The organism is Cupriavidus sp. GA3-3 (genome assembly GCF_000389805.1).
Taxonomy (GTDB): domain Bacteria; phylum Pseudomonadota; class Gammaproteobacteria; order Burkholderiales; family Burkholderiaceae; genus Cupriavidus; species Cupriavidus necator_D.
On the sequence record NZ_KB944461.1, the window covers coordinates 152,667 to 170,566 of the forward strand.

A 17,900-nucleotide genomic window follows, 5' to 3' on the forward strand; every position below is an offset into this window, starting at 1 on the left:
CACGGACTCCCGCTGCGGCGGGCGACCTGCCAAGGAAAACCCCGGTGCCGTCTGGTCGGCGCCGGGGTTTTTTCTTGCCCCGGGCGCCACTGTTGCCTAGAACGTCAGGGGTTGGACTGACGGGCCTGGCGGCCCGAGGAGACAGGCATGGACGATCCCTTCCGCCGCACCGCGTTCGGTGCGGCCCTCTTCTACAAGGACCCGCTGGCGGCCCTGGACTGGCTGGAGCGCGCCTTCGGCTTTGAGCGGGTCATGGTGATCCGCGACCAGCAGGACCAGCTGGTGCATTCTGAAATGCGTTTCGGCGACAGCTACCTGATGGTGGGCAGCGAGTGGGCGGACTTTACCGCCAGCCCGGCCTCGATCGGGGGCAAGAATACCCAGACCCTGCACGTGCACCTGCAGGAAGGGCTGGACCAGCATTGCGAGCGCGCCCGCGCCGCCGGCGCCGTGATCCTGCGCGAGCCGCAGGACGAGTTCTACGGCGACCGGACCTACACGGCCCGGGACGCGGAGGGCCATGTCTGGACCTTCGGCCAGACTGTGCGCAAGGTCACCAGGGAAGAGGCCGAGCAGGCCAGCGGGCTGAAGATCGACGGCTGGGCCTGATGGTCCGGACCCGGGGGCCCGGAAAGCAGAAAGCCCGGCGCGAAGCCGGGCTTTCAGTCGGATGTGGTGCGTGCAGCTGATCCGCGCCGGCACCCGCCGCACCGCCGTGGCGGCAACGCGGGGCGCTGGCATCGATCCCGTCCCGGGGGAGCTCCCCCCACACCCTGGTTGACCGCTCCGCGGCTCTGCGGCCGGGATGCGGTCGCGGCGCGCTTTAGCTGGCGTCCTGGATATTGGTGGCTTGCTTGCCCTTGGGGCCCTGGACCACCTCGAACGAGACGCGTTGACCTTCCTTCAGCGTCTTGAAGCCGGACATCTGGATAGCCGAAAAGTGCGCAAACAGTTCTTCTTCGCCCTCGTCCGGCTTGATGAACCCGAAGCCCTTGGCGTCATTGAACCATTTGACGATACCGCTTGCCATATACTCCCCCACGAAATAGCAGATTTCAAAGCGGGGAAGCCTTGCCGGCCAGACGGCACGGACTGCGGCGCCATGACCTGCCGCGTCCTGAGGCGCGGCCGGCGATGACGCGCGGCGAGGTGCAATCGCGTGGCGGACAGTCTCGATGCTGACTCGCCGCCGCGGCGGCCGTGGCCTCCCTGCTCACGGATCACCTGTCTCGGCTGTTGCTTTGGCTCGTTGGCCGTCGGCAGGTGTGCGAACGATTCTTCTGGCAAAGCAGGATACTGTCAAGTTGGCGGATTCCCCACTGCCAGCAGGGTGTGGCGGGAATGGGACGGCACCTGGTGGTACCTTGGCGGCATGCGCCAGGGCTGCCGTGCTTGCTGTCCCGCCCGCGCCGGCCACGTGCCTTGCAATGCCTCCCGCGTGAAATCCCGCGTCCTTCCACCACCGGAAACAGGTGGCCCGGCTCTTGAATCCGGCGCCTTTTCCCCAAATTGCAGAGTTGCGAGTAAGGGTTAGAATAAAGCCATGGCTACACGGCTTGCGAATGTCCCACAACGCGAAGCGGGCACCATCCTGGAGCGGAAAGAGCAGGCGCTTAAACCGCCCGCCATGTTCAAGGTGGTGCTGCTTAATGACGACTACACTCCGATGGAGTTTGTAGTGATGATCCTGCAGCAGTATTTCAGCAGGGACCGGGAAACGGCGACGCAGATCATGCTCACCGTGCACCGGGAAGGAAAGGGCGTCTGCGGTATCTACACCAGGGATATTGCAGCGACCAAGGTCGAGCTGGTGTCAACGCACGCGCGGCAGGCGGGGCATCCCCTGCAGTGCGTGATGGAGGAAGCATGATTGCGCAAGAATTGGAAGTGAGCCTGCATATGGCGTTTGTCGAAGCCAGGCAGGCACGCCACGAGTTCATTACCGTGGAGCACCTGCTGCTGGCATTGCTCGACAATCCCACGGCAGCGGAAGTCTTGCGCGCCTGCGCGGCCAATATAGAAGACCTGCGCACCAGCCTTAAGAACTTCATCGCGGATAACACGCCGGTAGTGCCGGGTACCGACGAGGTCGATACCCAGCCCACGCTCGGTTTCCAGCGCGTGATCCAGCGCGCGATCATGCACGTCCAGTCCACTTCCAACGGCAAGAAGGAAGTGACGGGTGCCAACGTGCTGGTCGCGATTTTCGGCGAGAAGGATTCGCACGCGGTCTATTACCTGCAGCAGCAGGGCGTGACGCGGCTGGACGTGGTCAATTTCATCAGCCACGGCATCCGCAAGGACCAGTCCGAGCCCGCCAAGCATGGCGATGCCGCCGGCGAAGGCGAGGGCGGCGACGGCAAGGAAAGCCCGCTCGAGCAATACACCCAGAACCTGAACACGCTGGCCAAGGCCGGCAAGATCGACCCGCTGATCGGCCGCGAGAGCGAAGTCGAGCGCGTGGTCCAGGTGCTGTGCCGCCGGCGCAAGAACAACCCGCTGCTGGTGGGCGAGGCCGGCGTCGGCAAGACCGCGATCGCCGAGGGCCTGGCGTGGCGCATCACCAAGAACGAGGTGCCGGACATCCTGGAAAAGGCGACCGTCTACTCGCTCGACATGGGCGCGCTGCTGGCCGGCACCAAGTACCGCGGCGACTTCGAGCAGCGCCTGAAGGGCGTGCTCAAGTCGCTCAAGGACAATCCGAACGCGATCCTGTTCATCGACGAGATCCACACGCTGATCGGCGCGGGCGCTGCCTCGGGCGGGACGCTGGACGCCAGCAACCTGCTCAAGCCGGCGCTGTCGTCGGGCCAGCTCAAGTGCATCGGCGCGACCACCTTCACGGAATATCGCGGCATCTTCGAGAAGGACGCGGCGCTGTCGCGGCGCTTCCAGAAGATCGACGTGGTCGAGCCTTCGGTCGACCAGACCGTGCAGATCCTGCGCGGCCTGAAGTCGCGCTTCGAGGAGCACCACGGCGTCAAGTACGCGGCCTCGGCGCTGACCGCGGCAGCGGAGCTGTCGGCCCGCTTCATCACCGACCGTCACCTGCCCGACAAGGCGATCGACGTGATCGACGAAGCCGGCGCGGCGCAGCGCATCCTGCCGAAGTCCAAGCAGAAGAAGACCATCGGCAAGGGCGAGATCGAGGACATCGTCTCGCGCATCGCACGCATCCCGCCGCAGAGCGTGAACCAGGACGACCGCAGCAAGCTGCAGACGCTGGACCGCGACCTGAAGTCGGTGGTGTTCGGCCAGGACCCGGCGATCGAGGCACTGGCCTCGGCGATCAAGATGTCGCGCGCCGGCCTGGGCAAGACCGACAAGCCGATCGGCTCGTTCCTGTTCTCCGGCCCCACCGGCGTGGGCAAGACCGAAGTCGCCAAGCAGCTCGCCTTCATCATGGGCATCGAGCTGCTGCGCTTCGACATGTCCGAGTACATGGAACGCCACGCGGTGAGCCGCCTGATCGGCGCGCCGCCGGGATACGTCGGCTTCGACCAGGGTGGCCTGCTGACCGAGGCCGTCACCAAGAAGCCGCACTGCGTGCTGCTGCTGGACGAAATCGAGAAGGCACATCCGGATATCTTCAATATCCTGCTGCAGGTGATGGACCATGGTTCGCTGACCGACAACAACGGCCGGCGCGCCGACTTCCGCAACGTGATCATCATCATGACCACCAACGCGGGAGCGGAGACCATGAACCGCGCCACCATCGGCTTCACCAGCTCGCGCGAGCAGGGCGACGAGATGGCTGACATCAAGCGCATGTTCACGCCGGAGTTCCGCAACCGGCTGGATGCCATGATCAGCTTCCGCTCGCTGGACGAGGAAATCATCCTGCGCGTGGTCGACAAGTTCCTGATGCAGCTGGAAGAGCAGCTGCACGAGAAGAAGGTGGAAGCCAGCTTTACCGAGAAGCTGCGCAAGTTCCTGGCGCACAAGGGGTTCGATCCGCTGATGGGCGCGCGCCCGATGCAGCGCCTGATCCAGGACATGATCCGCAAGGCCCTGGCCGACGAACTGCTGTTCGGCAGGCTGGTTTCGGGCGGCAAGGTGGTGGTGGACCTGGACGAGCAGGACCAGATCAAGCTCGATTTCTCCGAGATCGAGCCGGAACCGCCCGAGGCGCCCGAGGAACAGCGCGCAGAAGCCTGAGCGGTTATCGGCCGCGTTGCCAGCAACGTGGCCGGTCATCGGGCAAAATACGGGGGCGGCAGTCATGCCGCCCCTTTTCTTTTTGTCCCGGCGGCCGCCGGCCATGCCCGTCGGGGCACGGGTTTGCGGCCGCAGCTGGCCGCGCAACCGGCCAGGAATCCAGCCTGAAAACCCTGATGTCCTCTGCCGAACGCACGCGGCGCCGCCGCCTGCTGCTCAAGATCCTGCCGCTGGGTGCCATGCCCGTCCCGATGCTCCACGTCGCTGCAGCCGCCGGCGCCGAACCGCTGGCGGGCAACCGCCCGATCGCGCTGGTGCTGCCGTTCCCGCCTGGCGGGAGCGTCGACATCGTGGCCCGGCAGCTGCAGCCTGGGCTGAAGGCGACGCTGGGGCAGGCCGCGGTGGTCGACAACAAGCCGGGTGCCGGCGGCCTGATCGCATCGAGCACCGTGGCGCGCGCGAAGCCGGACGGCACCACCCTGTTGATGGCCTTCGACACCCACGCCATCAACCCTTTCGCCTACAAGCAGCTGCCCTACGACACCTTCCGCGATTTCTCGCCAATCTCGCAGCTGGTGCGCTTTCCGCTGGTGATTGCCGCCAATCCCGCGCTGCCCGTGGCCAATGTGCGCGAGCTGGTGGAGCTGGCCAAGGCCAGGCCCGACGGCGTGCGCTATGCCTCGTCCGGCATCGGCAGCCTGAACCAGCTGGCGGCAGAGGCGCTGGCGACCGAAGCCGGCGTACGCATGCTGCATGTGCCCTACAAGGGCGGCGGCCCGGCCGTGCAGGCGGTGCTGTCCAACGAGGTCGATATTTTCTTCAGCAGCTACGCCGCCGTGCAGGCGCACGTGGCCGCACGCACCATCAAGGTGCTGGGCGTGACCGGCACCAGCCGGCTGCGCCAGCTGCCGCAGGTGCCGACGGTGGCAGAGCAGGGGCTCAAGGGCTTCGAGGCCTACTCCTGGATCGGCGTGTTCGGCCCGGCCGGCCTGCCGGCATCCACGGTCACGCGCATCCACGACGCGCTGGTCGAATCGCTGCGCCAGCCGCGCGTGCTCGATGCGCTGGCCGCGCAGGGCTTCGAGATCGTGGGCGGCAGCCCGGCCGACCTCGGCAACCTGGTGCGCCGCGAGCATGACAAATGGCAGGCCGTGGCGCGCAAGGCCAATATCCAGTTCGAATGACGATGTCCGGCGCGGGTGCGCCGTGAAACCGAGAGGATGCCGATGGCAACGCAAGCGGAAATGTTCGACCACGCGGTGGTGGTGTGCCCAGACCTCGATGCCGGGGCCCGGGCATGGCGCCGGCTCGGCTTTACGCTGACGCCGCGCGGCTACCACACGCTCGGCTCGCAGAACCACTGCATCATGCTGCGGCGGGACTACCTTGAGTTGCTGCACGTGACCGCGCCCAGCCCAAGCCGCCAGTACTACTGGGATGCGCAGGCGCACGGCGGCGGCTGCGCGGCGATGTCGTGCAAGAGCGCCGATGCCTTTGCCACCGCGGCACGGCTGCGTGCGGCGGGCTGGCACACCTCGGACCCGATCGAGTTCTCGCGTCCGGTGCGGCTGGATGACGGCAGCGAGCACCCGGCCACCTTCCGCGTGACCGCGCTTGACGATGCGCCGGGCGCGCGCTACTTCGTCTGCGAGCACCGTACGCCCGAACTGCTGTGGCGGCCCGAATGGACCCGCCATGCCAACGGCGCGCACAGCATCGCCACCATGTTCCTGGTGGTGGCGCCCGCGCTGGTGGACGCCGCCGCGCACGCCTACGCGGAGCTGACCGGCGGCGAGCTGACGCAGCTGAGCGAACATGTCTGCAGCCTGGCGCTGGACGATGCCACGCTGGTGGTCAGCACGCCGCAGGCGCTGGCTTCGGCCACCGGCACCGCGCATGTCCGGCGCGAGGGGCCGGGCTACGCTGCAATCCGCCTGCGCACCGATGACCTGGCGGCGGCACGTGCCGGCTGGCGCGAACAGGGTGTGCCGACCCACGACCTGGGCCCGCGCGAGACCCTGGTGCTGGCGGACGCCGCCAGCGGCGTGGCGCTGCTGTTCGAGCAGCAGGGCTGAAAAGCAAACTGGCGCCCCGCGGGGCGCCAGTGTCTTGTGCGGCCAGAGGCTGCGTCAGGCGCTGGCCTTGGTGTGGTGCACGCCGGTCGAGCCAAAGCCGCCCGCGCCGCGTTCGCTGTCTTCGCTGAATTCTGCCACCGTCGAAAACACCGGCCGCAGCACCGGCACGAACATCATCTGCGCGATGCGCTCGCCCGGCTGGATTACGATCGGCTCGGTGCCGGGCGCGTTGCGGTTCCACACGCTGACCATGATTTGGCCCTGGTAGTCGGCATCGATCACGCCGATCGAATTGCCCAGCACCAGGCCCTTCTTGTGGCCCAGGCCCGAGCGCGGCACGATGGTCGCGGCCATGTACGGGTTGCCCATGTGCACGGCGATGCCGGCCGGCACCAGTTGCGCGGGCGTGCCCGGCGCGATCGATACCGGGGCGTCGACGCAGGCATGGAGGTCGATGGCGGCGGCCATTTCGCTCTGGTAGGCGGGCAGGCCCCATTCATTCAGGCGCGCATCGAGCACCTTGATTTCGACGGTTGGGTTCAGTGGCTGGGTCATGGGAATCCTGGGGGAAATCGGTTCAACGGAATAGGTGGCAGCCGCGCATGATACCGGACGCGCGCCCGCCATCAGGGCCGTGTGCGCCCGGGCAGGCGCTGGCCGATCGCCGCCACCAGCTGGCGTGCCAGTGACAGCTTGTCGGCGCGCGGTAGCCGCGTCATGCCGGCGGCGTCGAACAGCACGATTTCGTTGTCGTCCAGGCCGAAGGTATGGTGGCCGATATTGCCGACCAGCAGCGGTACGCCCTTGCGCTGGCGCTTCTGCTCGCCGTACCGCTCCAGGTTCTCGCTCTCGGCGGCAAAGCCGACGCAGTAGGGTGCGTCGGCTCGCGCCGCGACCGTGGCCAGGATGTCGGGGTTCTGCACGAACTGCAGCGTGGGGGTGTCGGTATCGTTGGCCTTCTTCAGCTTCTGCTGCGCGACTTCAGCCGGGCGCCAGTCTGCCACCGCGGCCACGGCGACAAAGACATCCACGCCGTGCAGCTGCGCGATCACCGCGTCATGCATTTGCTGCGCGCTGCGCACGTCGGTGCGGAGCACGCCGCGCGGGGTGGGCAGGCCGGTGGGGCCGGCCACCAGCAGCACCTCGGCGCCGGCCTCGCGCGCCGCGCGCGCGATCGAGAAGCCCATCTTGCCGGACGACAGGTTGGTGATGCCGCGCACCGGGTCGATCGCCTCGAAGGTCGGGCCGGCGGTGATCAGCACGCGCTTGCCTTGCAGCGGCTTGGGCTGGAAGAAGGCGATGATGTCGTCGAGCAGTTCTTCGGGCTCCAGCATGCGGCCGTCGCCGACCTCGCCGCAGGCCTGGTCGCCGCTGCCGGGGCCCAGGATCATCACGCCGTCGGCGCGCAGTTGCGCGGCGTTGCGCTGGGTGGCGGGGGCGGCCCACATCTGGCGGTTCATCGCCGGTGCCACCAGCAGCGGGCAGTCGCGCGCGATGCACAGGGTGCTGAGCAGGTCGTCGCACAGCCCGTTGGCCAGGCGCGCCATGAAATCGGTCGAGGCCGGAGCGATGACGATGGCATCGGCCTCGCGCGACAGGTCGATGTGCGCCATGTTGTTGTCGATGCGGGCATCCCACTGCGACAGGAAGACCGGACGGCCGGACAGCGCCTGCATCGTCACCGGCGTGATGAAGTGCGTCGCCGCCTCGGTCATGGCCACCTGCACGGTGGCGCCGGCCTTGGTCAGCAGGCGGACCAGTTCGGCCGACTTGTAGCAGGCGATGCCGCCGGTCAGGCCGAGAACGATGTGCTTGCCGCGCAAATCCATGGTGGGGAACCTGGCTGGGGAGAAAGGGAAATGATACCGGGGAAGCCGGCTGAGGGTTGGCTCCCCACTCCCGCACGGCGGGAGTGGGGCCGGGGGTGAGGGCGGGCGGTTCTGGTGGCGTGGTGCCTTGCTGAACCGCCCCTCACCCTAGCCTCTCCCCGTGAGGGGAGAGGGGAACACAATCAGGGCGCTCAGTGGCGCCGCACCCTGCGCAGCTCGTCCACGATCAGCAGCACCGCGCCGACCGTGATCGCGCAGTCGGCCACGTTGAAGGCCGGCCAGTGGTAGTTGCGCACATAGAAATCCAGGAAATCGACCACGTGCCCGTAGACCACGCGGTCGATCACGTTGCCGACCGCGCCGCCCAGGATCAGCGACACCGCAAAGCAGAACAGCCGCTGTCCGGTGTGGCGATACAGCAGCCACACGATGAACGCGCCCACCACGATGCCCAGCCCGGTGAAGAACCAGCGCTGCCAGCCGCCGGCATCGGCCAGGAAGCTGAACGCCGCGCCCTTGTTGTAGACCAGCACCAGGTTGAAGAAGCCGGTCACCGGGCGCGATTCACCATAGGTGAAGGTGCGCACGATGACGATCTTGAAGAACTGGTCGAGCACCACCACCAGCAGCGCGAAGGCCATCCACAGCAGCGGGGTGGTGCTGGCGGCCTTGTTGTTGCGGCGTGCCGGGCGCGCGGAACGGGACGTGGTCGATGCCATCAGGCATGGCTCCTGTGTTCACCGGCGCCGAACAGGTTGCTGTCGCAGCGCCCGCAGAGGGTCGGATGGTCCGGGTTGTGGCCGACATCGGCGCGGTAGTGCCAGCAGCGCTCGCACTTGGCATGGGTCGACGGGGTCACCGTGACCAGCAGGTCGCCGGCCTCGGGCGCGTGCGTTACCTTGGCCGATGAGGTCAGCAGCACGAAGCGCAGGTCGTCGCCCAGGCTCTGCAGCGCGTCCAGCACCGGGCCGCCGGCCTGGATGGTCAGCTCGGCCTGCAGCGACGAGCCGATCTCGCCTTCCACGCGCACCGCTTCCAGCTGCTTGGTGACCTCGGCGCGCACTTCGCGCAGCGTGTGCCACTTCTGCAGCAGGTCGTCGGCGCCATCGTCGACTTCCGGTATCGCGTAGTAGGTGCTGGTGAAGATGGTGTCGGTGTGCTCGGTGCCGTGGGCGAAGATCTGCCACGCTTCCTCGGCGGTGAACGACAGGAACGGCGCCATCCAGTGCAGCATCGCCTGGGTGATGTGGTACAGCGCGTTCTGCGCCGCGCGGCGGGCCTTGGAGTCCGGCGCGGTGGTGTACAGGCGGTCCTTCAGCACATCGAGGTAGAACCCGCCCAGGTCCTCGGAGCAGAAGGTCTGCAGCTTGGACACCACCGGGTGGAATTCATACGCCTCATAGTGCGACAGCACTTCCTTTTGCAGCTGCGCGGTCAGCGCCACTGCGTAGCGGTCGATCTCCAGCCATTCCGACGCCGGCAGCGCGTGCCTGGCGTGGTCGTAGTCGGACAGGTTGGACAGCAGGAAGCGCAGCGTGTTGCGGATGCGGCGGTAGCCTTCCACCACGCGCTTGAGGATCTCGTCCGAGATCGACAGCTCGCCGGAGTAGTCGGTCGAGGCTACCCACAGGCGGATGATCTCGGCGCCCATCTTGTTCGAGATGTCCTGCGGCGACACGGTGTTGCCGATCGACTTGGACATCTTGCGGCCTTCGCCGTCGACGGTGAAGCCGTGCGTCAGCAGCGCCTTGTAGGGCGGCTTGCCGTACAGCATCGACGCGGTCAGCAGCGACGAGTGGAACCAGCCGCGGTGCTGGTCCGAGCCTTCCAGGTACAGGTCGGCGAGGCGGCCATCGGCTTCATCGGCGGACGGATCGTACAGGTCGTCGCGGTGCGAGCCGCGGATCACGGACCAGTGCGTGGTGCCGGAGTCGAACCACACGTCCAGCGTGTCGCGGTTCTTCTCGTACTGGCTGGCCTCGTCGCCCAGCAGCTCGGCCGGGTCCAGCGTCTGCCAGGCCTCGATGCCATGCTGCTCGACGCGCCTGGCCACTTCTTCCAGCAACTGCGGCGTGCGCGGGTGCAGCGCTCCGGTTTCCTTGTGCAGGAAGAAGGCCATCGGCACGCCCCACTGGCGCTGGCGCGACAGCGTCCAGTCCGGCCGGTTGGCGATCATGTTGTGCAGGCGCTGCTTGCCCCAGGCCGGGAAGAACTCGGTGGCGTCGATGCCGGCCAGCGCGGTCTCGCGCAGGGTGGGGCCGGTCTTGCCGTTCTCGTCGGCCGGGTCCACGTCCATGCCCGCGAACCACTGCGAGGTGGCACGGTAGATGATCGGCGTCTTGTGGCGCCAGCAGTGCATGTAGCTGTGGGTGTACTTGTGCGAATTGAACAGGTTGCCCGAGGCCTGCAGCACCTCGACGATCTTCGGGTTGGCGTCCCAGATCGACAGCCCGCCAAAGAGCGGCAGCGTGCCGGCATAGACGCCGTTGCCCATCACCGGGCTGATGATGTCGGAATCGGCCATGCCGTGCGCCTTGCACGACTGGAAGTCTTCCACGCCGTAGGCCGGCGCCGAGTGCACGATGCCCGAACCGGTGTCGGTGGTGACATAGTCGCCCAGGTAGACCGGCGACAGGCGGTCATAGCCCGCGTCCATCCTGGCCAGCGGGTGGTGGAAGCGGATTTCCGACAATGCCGCGCCGGTGGTGGTGGCCACGACCTTGCCTTCCAGGCCGTAGACCTTGAGCTGCTCCTCGACGCGCTCGGTGGCCAGGATCAGGTAGCCGCGCGGGGTCTCGACCAGCGCGTATTCCACTTCCGGGTGCACGTTCAGCGCCTGGTTGCTCGGGATGGTCCATGGCGTGGTGGTCCAGATCACGATCCAGCCGGGCTTGCCGTCGAGCTGCTCGAAGGGCACCTTGAAGGCGTGTGCCAGCTTGTCGGCTTGCGCGAACGGGAAGCCCACGTCGATCGACAGGTCGACCTTGTCCTTGTATTCGACCTCGGCCTCGGCCAGCGCCGAGCCGCAGTCGAAACACCAGTTCACCGGCTTCAGGCCGCGGAACACATAGCCCTTCTCCATGATCTTGCCGAGTGCGCGCAGTTCATCCGCCTCGTTGCTGTAGTTCATGGTCAGGTAGGGGTGGTCCCAGTCGCCCAGCACGCCCAGGCGTTCGAAATCCACCATCTGGCGCTTGATCTGCTCGGTGGCGTAGGCGCGCGCCTTGGCCTGGACCTCCTGCACCGGCAGGCCCTTGCCGAATTTCTTCTCGATCTGGATCTCGATCGGCATGCCGTGGCAGTCCCAGCCCGGCACGTAGACGGCGTCCAGCCCGGTCAGGCCGCGCGCCTTGATGATCATGTCCTTGAGCACCTTGTTGACGGCGTGGCCGATATGGATGTCGCCGTTGGCATACGGCGGGCCGTCGTGCAGCACGAACTTCTTCGCGCCCTTGCGGGCCGCGCGGATCTTCTTGTAGAGCTGCTTGTCCTGCCACTGCTTGACCCACTGCGGCTCGCGCTTGGGCAGGTCGCCACGCATCGGGAAGGGCGTGTCGAGCAGGTTGACCGGATATTTGCTTTTCTCGGGCTTGGCGCGTTTGTCGTCAGGCATTTCGATTCTCAGGGCAATTCGGGTTGGCGCGCGGGCGGCGGCAGGCCGGCGGGTGCGCGGAAAGACTGGGGCGGCGGCGTGCGTGCCGGGCCCGCGCCACTGGCGTGCGGGCGGGCGCCGGCCGCTACCTAATTCGGTCGGTGGCGGAGGTGGCGAAGTCGCGCCCGCCGCTGCCTTCGGCCGCGCCCGGGGCGGTCAGGCCGAAGAAGGCGCGCGCATCGGCGCTGTCCTTGGCGATGGCGGCGGTGAGCTCGTCCAGGTTGTCGAAGCGCGCTTCGTCGCGCAGCTTCTTCATGAATTCAACCCGCACCAGCTTGCCGTACAGGTTCTCTTTGAAATCGAACAGGTGGACTTCCAGCAGCACCCGGCCGGCGTCCTCGATGGTGGGGCGCACGCCGATGCTGGCCACGCCCGGCAGGGGCTGGTCGGCGATGCCGTGCACCTGCACCACGAAGATGCCGCTGACTGCCGGCCGCTTGTGCGAGATGCGCAGGTTCAGCGTCGGGAAGCCCAGGTCGCGGCCCAGCTTGCGGCCGTGGATCACGTGGCCGCTGATGGCATAGCCGTGGCCGAGCAGGCGCCGGGCATGCTCCAGATCGCCGTCGGCCAGCGCCTGGCGCACGGCAGAGCTGGAGATGCGGATGCCGCCTTCGGACACCGATCCCATCTGCTCGACATCGAAGCCGTAGCGGCGCCCGGCTTCCTGCAGGTAGGTAAAGTCGCCGGCGCGCCTGGCGCCGAAGCGGAAGTCGTCGCCGACCAGCACCCAACGCGCGTGCAGGCCGTGCCACAGCACGTTCTCAACGAACGCCTGCGGCGACTGGGCGGCAAAGTGGGCGTTGAAGTGTTCCACCACCACCCGGTCCACGCCGTTGCGGCGCAGGCTTTCCAGCTTGTCGCGCAGCAGCGCGATGCGGGTGGGGGCCTTGTCCGGGGTGAAGAACTCGCGCGGATGCGGCTCGAAGGTCATCACGCACAGCGGCAGGCCGCGTGCGTCGGCGGCTGCACGCGCACGCGCGAGCAGCGACTGGTGGCCGCGATGCACACCGTCGAAATTGCCGATGGTGAGCGCGCAGGGCGCCCGGCTTTCGGCGTTGGGCAGGCCGCGGAAGACTTTCACGGGGACGGCGGGAAACGTTTCAGGTAAAGCGAGCATTATAAGGCGAATGGGTCCGCTTGCCGCTCCCGCCGCCCGCGGCCGGTGCCGCGCTGCTGTTTTTGTGCCGCAACCGGCCCTCGCGGCATGGCGCAATGCCGCAAAAGGCGGCATGATATGGCCCACTTCGGCTTCACTTCGGCGCTGGCACCTGCTGCCCCCGACATCCGCCCATTCCAAGCCAGCCACACTTGAAAGCGCTGCCCAACCGGTTCTTTTCCCGGCTCCTGCCCCGAGTCCTGCCTCAGGCGACCGCCCAGCTCGACGTCGAGACGCGCGCCAAGCTGATGGCCATCGTGCACAAGAACTCGCCCACGGCGATCGTGGCCTCGGTGCTGCTGCCCGCGCTGACCACGCTGGGATTCTGGAACGACGTGAGCCGCGCGGCCTTGCTCGGCTGGTGCGCGGTGATGCTGCTGCTGACGGTCGGCGGCCTGTGGTTCTATGTCGGCTACCAGCGCGACCATGCCTCGATGAGCCGCTCCGCGCACACGCGCAAGTGGTGGAACAATATGCGCGCGGTTGCCTTCCTGACCGGCGTGACCTGGGGCAGTTCGGCGCTGCTGCATTTGTATACGGGCTCGGCCGTGTTCTCCAGCGTGCTGTACCTGCTGACCCTTGGGGTGCTGGCAGGCGGCGCGGTGTCGCAGGCGCCGGTGCCGTCGAACCTGGTCTATGCCGGCGTGCCGATCCTGGTGCCCAATATCCTGATGGCGGAATTCGCCTTCCCCGGCCATGGCGTCTATGTGCAGGTGCTGCTGGTGATCTATGGTCTGATGCTGTCGCGCCATGCCTTGCACCTGCAGGTCACGCTGGTGCGCGCCATCCAGCTCGAGGGCGACAGCCGCCGCCTGGCCAAGCAGTTCCAGGAGGAAAAGGAGCGCGCGCTGCATGCCAGCGAGGAGAAGTCGCGCTTCCTGGCTGCCGCCAGCCACGACCTGCGCCAGCCGGTGCATGCGCTGGTGATGCTGGTGGAGGCGCTGCGCGCGCGCAACCAGTCGTCGGCGCTGCATCCGCTGGTGGAGCAGGTGGCGGCGGGCACCCAGACCATCGACCTCCTGTTCCGTTCGCTGCTGGACCTGTCCAAGCTGGAAGGGCGCAAGGTGTTGCCGACGCTGGAGCCATGCGAGCTGGGCGCGCTGATTCGCGACGTGATGAGCCAGTTTGCCGCCGATGCGCGCGAAAGCGGCCTGACCCTGACCCCGCGCGTGCCCGACGAGCTCTACGCCATGGCCGAGCCGGTGCTGTTGCGCCGGGCCCTGTTCAACCTGGTGCAGAACGCGCTGCGCTACACCCAGCGCGGCGGTGTGCTGGTGACCGCGCGCCAGCGCCGCAAGCATGTGCGGCTGGAAGTCTGGGATACCGGCGCCGGCGTGACACCCGAGCACCTGCCCGACATCTTTTCGCCGTATTACCAGGTCCATAACCCGCAGCGCGACCCGTCGCAGGGCCTGGGCCTGGGGCTGGCCATCTTCAAGGAATGCGTGCGCCTGATGCGCGGCACCTATGGCGTGCGCTCGGTGCCGGGCAAGGGTTCGGTGTTCTGGTTCGCGCTGGCGACGGTGCCGGCCGAGACCGTGGCCAGCGTGCGCGAGATGCGCGCGATGGCGCAGGCGGAAGAGGCCAAGCCCGACCGCCTGCAGGGCACGGTGCTGGTGGTCGACGACGACAGCCAGATCCGCAAGGCCTGGATCGCGCTGATGGAGGCCTGGGGCATCCGCGTGGCCTGCGCCGCGCACGGCGCCGAGGCCGACAAGCTGTTTGCCAAGGGCCTGCGCCCGGACATCATCTTCTGCGACCTGCGCCTGCCCGGCAGCGAGAACGGACTGGATTTGCTCGAGCGCTGGCAGAACACGCAGCCGCAGGCGCGCAGCGCGCTGCTGACCGGCGACCTGAAATCCGCCGCGCTGGCGGCGGCAGAAGAGGCGGGATATTTCGTGCTGCCCAAGCCGGTGGACCCGGCTTCGCTGCGGCTGCTGCTGCGCCGCTGGCTGCGGCCGGCGTAGGGTACCGGCCTGCGTTACTGGCGCAGGCGGAACCGCTCCATGCGCGACATCACCTGCATGCGCGTGCGCACGCCCAGGCGCTGCAGGATGGCTGACACGTGCTCCTTGACGGTGTTCTCGGTCAGCCCCAGGCGGCGCGCGATCACCTTGTTCGGCAGGCCTTCCAGCACCAGCGCCAGCACCGCGCCCTGGCGCGGCGTCAGGCCGAGCTCGGCCGGCGTGACCGGAATGCCGTGGGCGGGCCCGAACGACTGCGCGCGGCCGTTCAGGGCCTCATCGGTGGGGAAGGAGGTGTCGCCTGCCAGCACCTTGCGCACCGCGGCGGTGAAGGCATTGGCATCAAGGTGCTTGCCGACGAAGCCGCAGGCCGACAGCGCGCGGGCGCGGCCGACGATCTCGGGGGTGGCCTCGGCGGACATGAAGATGAAGCGTGCGCCGGGGATGACGGTCTTGAACGACTGCATGGCATCGAAGCCGGTGCCATCGTTCAGCCAGATATCGAGCAGCACGATATCGGGGCGCAGACCCTGCTGCAGGCTTGTCAGGGCTTCGCGGGCACTGCCGGCGGCATGGACTGCCACATCCGGCATGACTTCGGCGAGGAAAGCCGTAGTGCCTGACAAAGCCATAGGATGATCATCGACCACCAACAACGTCGGTGCAGCGTTCGACATGCGAATTCCCGTTCAAATTCCCGTTTCGTCCTTGTTGTCACCAGCTCTTGGCGAGCACTGTGTCATGCACAGGGTTGGCGCGTGGACGTAGCGCCCACTCTAGCAGAGGGGGCGAAGCGTCACAATCCATCAATCGGGGGTATACGGGCATGCCGTCACATGTTAGAGACATCGCGCCCTGTCCGAATCTCGTGAATTAAGCACGTAATGCGTTGGCTTTACCAGAGTTTAGCGCCTTGCCTTGGTAGAATTGCGCGATGAAAAAAATTGTCATCTTGATTTCCGGACGAGGCTCCAATATGGAAGCCATCGTCCGTGCCTGCGCGGGTGGCGGCTGGCCCGCCCGGGTGGCGGCAGTACTGTCGAACCGGCCGGACGCCGCCGGGCTGCAATTCGCGCAGCAGCATGGCATCGAAACCGGCGTGGTCGACCATCGCCAGCACCCTGACCGTGCCGCTTTTGATGCGGCTTTGGCCGAGGCCATCGACGCCCACGCGCCCGACCTGGTGGTATTGGCCGGTTTCATGCGTATACTCACGCCCGGCTTCGTCGACCGCTATGCAGGCCGGCTGCTGAATATCCATCCGTCGCTGCTGCCATGCTTCCCGGGCCTGAACACCCACAAGCAGGCGCTCGACGCCGGCGTCAAGCTGCATGGCGCCACCGTGCACTTTGTCACCCCAGAACTCGACCATGGTCCGATCGTGATTCAGGCTGCACTTGATGTGCGGCCGGCGGACACGCCCGAGAGCCTGGCCGCGCGCCTGCTCGAATGCGAGCACGTGATCTATCCCCGCGCCGTGCAATGGTTCGTAGAGGACCGCCTGCAACTTCAGGACGGCGTAGTCAACGTTATCAACCCGGCCGAATCGCAATTGCTGATGGCCATCTCCGCCGATACCCCGGCGGGAGGAGTCAAGGCATGAGTCGCACCCAGGCAGGAACCCGATCCCCGCGCAGCGAAGGACATGCCCCCGCGCGCAGCAAGGGCAAGGGCAAGGGCAGCCCCATCCGCAAGTCGCCCAATGCCAACGGTGCCCCGGTCCGCTCGCATGGCGGCCTCCATGCCACCCATATCCAGCATATCGACCGCCTGCTGGGCAAGGTCATGCTGTTTGCGCGCCCGGCCGATGCCGTGGTGAGCTATTACTTCCGCGAGAACAGCAAGCTTGGCCACCGCGAGCGCGGCATCATCGCCGAGGCCATCTACGCGGTGCTGCGCCGGCGCGTCGAGTTTGCCCAGTTTGCCGAAAGCGGCACGGGCGCGACCTCGCGCCGGCTGGCGCTGCTGGGCCTGGCCGCGACCCTGGGCCGCGACACGCTGACGCCGTTCCTGCATCCCGAAGAAGCCGAGTGGCTGGACCGTCTGACCACGATCGAGCGCTCCAGCCTGGCGCCGCGCGTGCGCGCCAACCTGCCCGAGTGGCTGTACGACGAACTGGTGCGCGGCCACGGCGAGGCCTTCGCCGCAGCCCTGGGCGACGCGCTGCTGCGCCCGGCGCCGCTGGACCTGCGCGTCAACCTGGCCAAGACCAGCCGCGAGGCCGCGCTGGCCGAGCTGCACGCCGCCGGCCTGGGCGCCGAGCCGACGCCGATGGCGCCGGCCGGCATCCGCATGGCCGGCAAGCCGGCACTGAACCAGTTGCCGATTTTCGTCAACGGCCTGGTCGAGGTGCAGGACGAGGGCAGCCAGCTGCTGTGCAACCTGGTCGCACCCAGGCGCGGCGAGATGGTGGTCGACTTCTGTGCCGGCGCGGGCGGCAAGACCCTGGCGCTGGGCGCGGCGATGCGCTCGACCGGCCGGCTCTATGCCTTCGACGTATCGGAAAAGCGCCTGGCCAACCTGAAGCCGCGGCTGGCGCGCAGCGGGCTGTCCAACGTCCATCCGGTGCTGATCGACTCCGAGCGCGACGCCAAGATCAAGCGCCTGGCCGGCAAGGCCGACCGCGTGCTGGTCGACGCGCCCTGCAGCGGCCTGGGCACGCTGCGCCGCAACCCCGACCTGAAATGGCGGCAATCGCCGGAGTCGGTGCTGGAACTGACTGCCAAGCAGAGCGCGATTCTGGATTCGGCCGCGCGGCTGGTGAAGGGCGGCGGCCGCGTGGTCTACGCGACCTGCAGCGTGCTGGAAGCCGAAAACGAGCAGATCGTGCGCGACTTCCTGGCTGCGCACCCCAACTTCCGCCTGGTGCCGGCCGCCGAAGTGCTGGCCGAGCAGAAGATCGAAGTGACCGGGCTGCCGGACAACGGCATGTTTGCCCTGTATCCGCACCTGCACCAGACCGACGGCTTCTTTGCCGCGGTGCTGGAACGCACCAGCTGAGCGCCGGTGCCTGCCGGGCCGCCTGCCGATCGCGCGGGCGGCCGCGCCAACCCTGAGTTTCCT

Annotated in this window: 15 protein-coding genes; 8 read left to right on the forward strand and 7 right to left on the reverse strand. The window is 67.4% G+C overall.

The annotated features are described in order from the left end of the window. Positions 1 to 147: 147 nt before the first annotated feature. A complete protein-coding gene (locus C265_RS03420) occupies positions 148 to 609 on the forward strand; it encodes a VOC family protein (RefSeq protein WP_010815000.1) in 462 nt (153 codons plus the stop codon). A 214-nt stretch (positions 610 to 823) separates the two neighbouring features. Here the strand turns inward: C265_RS03420 and C265_RS03425 are convergent, their stop codons facing one another. Then, positions 824 to 1,030, reverse strand: coding sequence for a cold-shock protein (locus C265_RS03425; protein ID WP_010814999.1), 207 nt, complete (start codon positions 1,028 to 1,030; stop codon positions 824 to 826). Between the two features lie 513 nt (positions 1,031 to 1,543). On the opposite strand from C265_RS03425, the gene clpS reads away from it, so the two are divergent. The 4 genes from clpS (at position 1,544) to C265_RS03445 (ending at position 6,236) form a co-directional block, all read left to right on the forward strand. Then, a complete protein-coding gene (gene clpS / locus C265_RS03430) occupies positions 1,544 to 1,870 on the forward strand; it encodes an ATP-dependent Clp protease adapter ClpS (protein ID WP_010814998.1) in 327 nt (108 codons plus the stop codon). After that, positions 1,867 to 4,161: an ATP-dependent Clp protease ATP-binding subunit ClpA gene (gene clpA / locus C265_RS03435; RefSeq protein ID WP_010814997.1), complete on the forward strand. Its 2,295-nt coding sequence runs from the start codon at positions 1,867 to 1,869 to the stop codon at positions 4,159 to 4,161. Before clpS ends, clpA begins: the two co-directional genes overlap by 4 nt. A 176-nt stretch (positions 4,162 to 4,337) precedes the next feature. Continuing rightward, positions 4,338 to 5,345 (forward strand): tripartite tricarboxylate transporter substrate binding protein, encoded by a 1,008-nt coding sequence (locus C265_RS03440; RefSeq protein WP_010814996.1) that lies wholly within the window; start codon positions 4,338 to 4,340, stop codon positions 5,343 to 5,345. Between the two features lie 42 nt (positions 5,346 to 5,387). Next, a complete protein-coding gene (locus C265_RS03445) occupies positions 5,388 to 6,236 on the forward strand; it encodes a VOC family protein (protein ID WP_037023630.1) in 849 nt (282 codons plus the stop codon). A gap of 54 nt (positions 6,237 to 6,290) precedes the next feature. On the opposite strand, the gene dut is transcribed toward C265_RS03445, so the two are convergent. The 5 genes from dut to C265_RS03470 form a co-directional block, all read right to left on the reverse strand. Beyond that, positions 6,291 to 6,791, reverse strand: coding sequence for a dUTP diphosphatase (gene dut, locus C265_RS03450; protein ID WP_010814994.1), 501 nt, complete (start codon positions 6,789 to 6,791; stop codon positions 6,291 to 6,293). 71 nt (positions 6,792 to 6,862) lie between these two features. Continuing rightward, on the reverse strand, positions 6,863 to 8,065 hold the full coding sequence (gene coaBC / locus C265_RS03455; RefSeq protein ID WP_010814993.1) for a bifunctional phosphopantothenoylcysteine decarboxylase/phosphopantothenate--cysteine ligase CoaBC: 1,203 nt from the start codon (positions 8,063 to 8,065) through the stop codon (positions 6,863 to 6,865). Positions 8,066 to 8,256: 191 nt separating this feature from the next. Then, positions 8,257 to 8,784 (reverse strand): signal peptidase II, encoded by a 528-nt coding sequence (lspA, locus tag C265_RS03460; protein WP_010814992.1) that lies wholly within the window; start codon positions 8,782 to 8,784, stop codon positions 8,257 to 8,259. After that, positions 8,784 to 11,678, reverse strand: coding sequence for an isoleucine--tRNA ligase (gene ileS, locus C265_RS03465; protein ID WP_010814991.1), 2,895 nt, complete (start codon positions 11,676 to 11,678; stop codon positions 8,784 to 8,786). The genes lspA and ileS overlap by 1 nt, the downstream gene beginning before the upstream one ends. A 124-nt stretch (positions 11,679 to 11,802) precedes the next feature. Continuing rightward, positions 11,803 to 12,798 carry a bifunctional riboflavin kinase/FAD synthetase gene (locus C265_RS03470; protein WP_010814990.1) on the reverse strand — a complete coding sequence of 332 codons (996 nt, stop codon included), beginning with the start codon at positions 12,796 to 12,798 and terminating at the stop codon, positions 11,803 to 11,805. A gap of 227 nt (positions 12,799 to 13,025) precedes the next feature. Here C265_RS03470 and C265_RS03475 point away from each other — a divergent pair, with 227 nt between their 5' ends. Next, positions 13,026 to 14,840 carry a hybrid sensor histidine kinase/response regulator gene (locus C265_RS03475; RefSeq protein WP_010814989.1) on the forward strand — a complete coding sequence of 605 codons (1,815 nt, stop codon included), beginning with the start codon at positions 13,026 to 13,028 and terminating at the stop codon, positions 14,838 to 14,840. A gap of 14 nt (positions 14,841 to 14,854) precedes the next feature. On the opposite strand, the gene C265_RS03480 is transcribed toward C265_RS03475, so the two are convergent. Then, positions 14,855 to 15,514 (reverse strand): response regulator transcription factor, encoded by a 660-nt coding sequence (locus tag C265_RS03480; RefSeq protein WP_010814988.1) that lies wholly within the window; start codon positions 15,512 to 15,514, stop codon positions 14,855 to 14,857. A 257-nt stretch (positions 15,515 to 15,771) separates the two neighbouring features. Between C265_RS03480 and purN the strand changes: the two genes are divergently transcribed. Continuing rightward, a complete protein-coding gene (gene purN, locus C265_RS03485; RefSeq protein WP_037023529.1) occupies positions 15,772 to 16,440 on the forward strand; it encodes a phosphoribosylglycinamide formyltransferase in 669 nt (222 codons plus the stop codon). Beyond that, positions 16,437 to 17,837 carry an RsmB/NOP family class I SAM-dependent RNA methyltransferase gene (locus C265_RS03490; protein WP_010814986.1) on the forward strand — a complete coding sequence of 467 codons (1,401 nt, stop codon included), beginning with the start codon at positions 16,437 to 16,439 and terminating at the stop codon, positions 17,835 to 17,837. The genes purN and C265_RS03490 overlap by 4 nt, the downstream gene beginning before the upstream one ends. Positions 17,838 to 17,900: the final 63 nt, after the last annotated feature.

Coding starts and splice junctions, on each gene's coding strand:
- C265_RS03420 (WP_010815000.1), top strand. CDS start 148: ATGGACGATCCCTTCCGCCGCACCGCGTTCGGTGCGGCCCTCTTCTAC.
- C265_RS03425 (WP_010814999.1), bottom strand. CDS start 1,030: ATGGCAAGCGGTATCGTCAAATGGTTCAATGACGCCAAGGGCTTCGGG.
- clpS (WP_010814998.1), top strand. CDS start 1,544: ATGGCTACACGGCTTGCGAATGTCCCACAACGCGAAGCGGGCACCATC.
- clpA (WP_010814997.1), top strand. CDS start 1,867: ATGATTGCGCAAGAATTGGAAGTGAGCCTGCATATGGCGTTTGTCGAA.
- C265_RS03440 (WP_010814996.1), top strand. CDS start 4,338: ATGTCCTCTGCCGAACGCACGCGGCGCCGCCGCCTGCTGCTCAAGATC.
- C265_RS03445 (WP_037023630.1), top strand. CDS start 5,388: ATGGCAACGCAAGCGGAAATGTTCGACCACGCGGTGGTGGTGTGCCCA.
- dut (WP_010814994.1), bottom strand. CDS start 6,791: ATGACCCAGCCACTGAACCCAACCGTCGAAATCAAGGTGCTCGATGCG.
- coaBC (WP_010814993.1), bottom strand. CDS start 8,065: ATGGATTTGCGCGGCAAGCACATCGTTCTCGGCCTGACCGGCGGCATC.
- lspA (WP_010814992.1), bottom strand. CDS start 8,784: ATGGCATCGACCACGTCCCGTTCCGCGCGCCCGGCACGCCGCAACAAC.
- ileS (WP_010814991.1), bottom strand. CDS start 11,678: ATGCCTGACGACAAACGCGCCAAGCCCGAGAAAAGCAAATATCCGGTC.
- C265_RS03480 (WP_010814988.1), bottom strand. CDS start 15,514: ATGTCGAACGCTGCACCGACGTTGTTGGTGGTCGATGATCATCCTATG.
- purN (WP_037023529.1), top strand. CDS start 15,772: ATGAAAAAAATTGTCATCTTGATTTCCGGACGAGGCTCCAATATGGAA.
- C265_RS03490 (WP_010814986.1), top strand. CDS start 16,437: ATGAGTCGCACCCAGGCAGGAACCCGATCCCCGCGCAGCGAAGGACAT.